Source organism: Nonomuraea deserti (assembly GCF_004348685.1).
Taxonomy (GTDB): Bacteria; Actinomycetota; Actinomycetes; order Streptosporangiales; family Streptosporangiaceae; genus Nonomuraea; species Nonomuraea deserti.
Map to the genome: position 1 here is coordinate 1 of NZ_SMKO01000357.1, position 3780 is coordinate 3780.

4 protein-coding genes are annotated in these 3780 nt (G+C 75.2%); 2 read left to right on the plus strand and 2 right to left on the minus strand.

Annotated features, from left to right (window positions below):
- Positions 1-540: 540 nt before the first annotated feature.
- Positions 541-1251, plus strand: a complete 711-nt coding sequence (locus E1292_RS49775; protein WP_132606780.1) for a hypothetical protein — start codon at positions 541-543, stop codon at positions 1249-1251.
- On the opposite strand, the gene E1292_RS49780 is transcribed toward E1292_RS49775, so the two are convergent.
- Both E1292_RS49780 and E1292_RS49785 read right to left on the minus strand, forming a co-directional pair.
- Positions 1248-1904: a hemerythrin domain-containing protein gene (locus E1292_RS49780; protein ID WP_132606781.1), complete on the minus strand. Its 657-nt coding sequence runs from the start codon at positions 1902-1904 to the stop codon at positions 1248-1250. The genes E1292_RS49775 and E1292_RS49780 overlap by 4 nt on opposite strands.
- A gap of 56 nt (positions 1905-1960) precedes the next feature.
- On the minus strand, positions 1961-3199 hold the full coding sequence (locus tag E1292_RS49785) for a WD40 repeat domain-containing protein (protein WP_132606782.1): 1239 nt from the start codon (positions 3197-3199) through the stop codon (positions 1961-1963).
- A 400-nt stretch (positions 3200-3599) separates the two neighbouring features.
- Here E1292_RS49785 and E1292_RS53245 point away from each other — a divergent pair.
- Positions 3600-3780 (plus strand): hypothetical protein (locus E1292_RS53245; protein ID WP_220447461.1); only part of this gene is annotated, 181 nt, incomplete at its 3' end.

The window sequence follows — 3780 nt, forward strand, 5'->3', positions numbered from 1 at the left end:
CCCCCGTGGGGTGGGACGCCGCCGGTCGCGAAGGCGGCAACCCCGGACACCCGCCGTCCCCGCAACGGGGCCCGCACCGTGACGATCACGGCGTCCGCCGCGGTGGTCGTGGCGGCCGGCGTGCTGGAGTCCTCAGGTCCGGTGCCACCCGCCTCCATGCCATCGGGCCCGCTACCGCCGGGCCCGCTCTCGCCAGGGACACCGTCCGGAGCCGTGCCATCAGGACCGTCGCCGTCCGAGGCGGTGCCGCCCGGACTGTCGCCGAGTGGGGTGGCGCCGTCCGGGTGGGTGGTGTCAAGGTCGTCGTCGTCCGAGGCGGTGCAGTCCGGGCTGTCGCCAAGTGGAGCGGCGCCGTCCGGGCAGTCGCCGTCGGGGCCGCATCCGTCGGGACCATGGGCACCGCAGGCGATGGCCGGTGGTGCCGGTACCGTGCCGCCCGGTTACGGTGGGGCGCCACACCCGCCCCCGTGGGGTGGGACGCCGCCGGTCGCGAAGGCGGCAACCCCGGACACCCGCCGTCCCCGCAACGGGGCCCGCACCGTGACGATCACGGCGTCCGCCGCGGTGGTCGTGGCGGCCGGCGTGCTGGTGTGGCAGTCGCTCCCGTCACTTGCGCCGGCCGACCCCGATGATTCGCGCCCGCTCGGGAACAGTCCCGTGACCGAGCCCGCCGGCCGGGGGCCGTCCGCCGGCGAGCCCTCCGGGCGGGTGCCCAGCCAGGAGCCCTCCGGCAGCGAGTCTCCAGGCAGCGACCCTTACGGCCGCCGGTCCACCGCCTCCGGGTCCCCGAGCGCGAGCACGCCCGGCCCGACCGGGAACCTGCTCACACCCGCCGGTGTCCGCGCCATGATCGCCAAGGTCAAGCCCGTCATCGGCGGGACCAAGGTGGTCAAGATGGTTGTATATCCGGAATACGCCTCCATCGACGTGCCGGTTAAGGACGACCCGGAGATCTACCACAGCTTCTCCTACCGCGACGGCGAGATCACCCGGTCACCCATGGGCGGCAAGGTGCGCGGCCGCACGGTGGACCTGTCCACGTACAACTGGGACGCCCTGCCCGCGCTGATCAGGAAGGCGACCAAGGACCTGGGCGTGCCCAAGCCCACCTCGCGCTACATGATCGTGGACCCCGACTACGGGTTCGACGGCATCCGGCAGGCGCTGCTCGTCTACGCGTCCGACGGGATCCGGTCCGGCTACCTCGTCGCCGACCGGAAGGGCAAGGTGCTCAGGATGTTCCCTGACTAGCCGAAGGCCGCGCGCTCGCGCCTGGCGTACCGGCCCCTGACCAGGGCGACCAGCACCCGCAGCGGCGCGCCGGCGCCCGCCAGCAGCCGTTCCGCCTCGTCCTCGGTGGCGTGGCGCAACAGCCACGGCGCCGTGAACGTCAGCTGCGCGAACGACGCCCGCTTGGCGACCTGCTTCTCCGTCCAGGCGTAGGCCTCGTGGGGCACGAACCTGGAGATGATCGGGAAGAGGTCGGACTCCTCCTCCGCGATGTGCTCGTCCAGGAAGCCGAGCAGCTCGGCCAGGGCGCGCCGCAGCACGTGGCGGTCGCCGTGCAGCGCGGCGCGGCAGCGGTCGAGCACGGGGCCGAGCGCCTGGTGATCGTCGGTGTACGGGCTGAGGTCCACGGCGTGTCCGGCCGTGCGCTCCACGATCGGCCACAACAGGTCGTCCTCGTTGGCGTGGTGGTGGTGCACCTCGGTCAGGACCGAGGCCGCGTACGCGCGGGCGGCCTGGCTCCTGCCGCCGGCGAGCGGGGCGGTACCGCCCAGCACTTCGATGAGCCGCCGCAGGTCGGCGAGCATGGCGCGGTGGATGACGTACATCGAGGTGAGGTCGGGTTCGCGCTCCCCGTCCTGGCGGGGGGAGACGGCTGGGATTCGCACAGTGTCCATGCGGCCAGCATGGGCGGGACCGCTTTGCGTTCTCTGGTCGCCGACTTGTCGTCGTGTCAGCAGATGTCTCTGTAGCCGCTCTCCGGGATCAGGCGGCTCCACTCCGCCCTGCTCAGCGGGCCGTCGGCCCTGGCGCACACCTCCTGTGCCGTGAGCGCGGGATCGACCGGGGTTTCGCGTACGGTGCCGTCGAGCGCCACCCCGCGCAGCCGACTGCCGTCCTGGCTGAACGCCGGTCCGGCGGCCCAGGATCCGACCTCGCCGAGCTCGCGCAGCGTGCGCACGTCCCAGAGCGACGTGCGGGCGGCGTCGACCGCCAGCAGGTCGCCCTTCGGCGAGAAGCGCAACTCGTCCACGGGTGTCGTGCCGGTGCCGATCGTGCCGCGCGGCTCGCGTTCGTGCACGTCCCAGAGCAGCACCCGGCCGCCGTCCAGCCCGAACGCCAGCGTGCGGCCGTCGGGGGAGAAGGCGAGCGCGGTGGGCGTGGTCCGGGCGCTCTCCGCCGCCGCGAGGTCCAGCGGGGTGATCCCGCCGGTACGGAGGTCAAGCAGGTTGGCGCCCGCGGCCAGCGTCGAGCCGTCGGGGCTGAAGGCCAGGGCCAGGTCTCCCGCGCCCTCGTACACCTTGATCCGCCGCCCCTCGCGCACGTCCCACGTCTCCAGGGTGCCGCCGCGGGCGGTGGCCAGCGTGCCGCCGTCGGGGGAGAGCGCCACGGCGAGTACGTCGCCGCCCGCGTCGATGGAGGCCACCTGCCTGGCGCCGGCCACCTCCCACACGGTCACCGGGTCGCCCGTGACGGCGAGCAGCCGCCCGCCCGCGTCGAAGGACAGGTCGCCGGCGGCGGCGATCCGGCCGAGCGTCCTGCCCGCGACGGTGTCGGTGAGCTCGATCGTGTCGCCGACCTCCTTGGCCGCGAACCGGCCGTTGCCGCTGAAGGTGGCGGTGTGGCCCGCGTCGGAGGGGGCGGGCAGGCCCGCGACGTCCAGCGAGACGACCGAGCCGGTGCCGCTCAGGTAGCGCAGGGTGCGCCCGTCGGCGGAGAACGCCAGGCCCTGCCCGGGGGCCTTGAGGGGGTAGGAGCCGGACACGCGGCGTTCGGCCACGTTCCAGACCCGCACCTCGCCGGCGCCCGGCAGCGCCAGCAGGCGGCCGTCCGGGCTGAACACGGGCGGCCCGTCCAGCGCGCCGTCCACCGTGCCCAGGGTCAGGGTGCCGGTCTCGGTGGGCGCCCGCTGCTCCTCCGCACGGAACATCTCCGCGCCGTTCTCGGGGCTGGGACTCTTGATCCCGTCCACACCGCCGGGCCTATGGCCCTCCTCGCCGGGCACCTCCACCTGCGAGAACCGTGCCCCGTCCCCATCCGGTCGCACTGCCGCGCCGGTGCTCTCGGTGTCCCCGCCGGGCCGAGCCGCCGAGCTCGGCTCGCCGTCCTCGCCGGGCCGTTGCGCCGCGGGGGTCTGCGCCCCGCGGTCGCCTGGTCGCTCCGCCGCGGGGGTATGGGCCCCGCGGTCGCCAGGTCGCTCCGCCCCCGAGGTCCGCGTCCCGCCATCGCCGCGCCCGTCCGCCGCGGAGGTCCGTACGTCTGAAGAGCCCGTTCCGGAGGATTGTGGAGAGCCGGCGCCGGCGGGCCGGGCGGCGCGCGCGCCGGGAAAGGTCGCCCCAGCGGGGCGGGCGCCGGAGGTCACCACGGAGGGCGTGCCGTTCCCGCGGGCGAGGGCCGCGGTGGAGGGACGGGGCCCGCTCGGAGGCTGCGTGGTGGACGACGGCCGCCCGGCGGGGCGTGGACCGCCGCCGGGAAGGGCGGCGGTGGAGGGACGCTCACCGCCCGCGGCCGGCGGGTTCTCGACCGAGGAGGGCGGGGTGGAGGCCGTGCCGG

Coding starts and splice junctions, on each gene's coding strand:
- E1292_RS49780 (WP_132606781.1), bottom strand. CDS start 1,904: ATGGACACTGTGCGAATCCCAGCCGTCTCCCCCCGCCAGGACGGGGAG.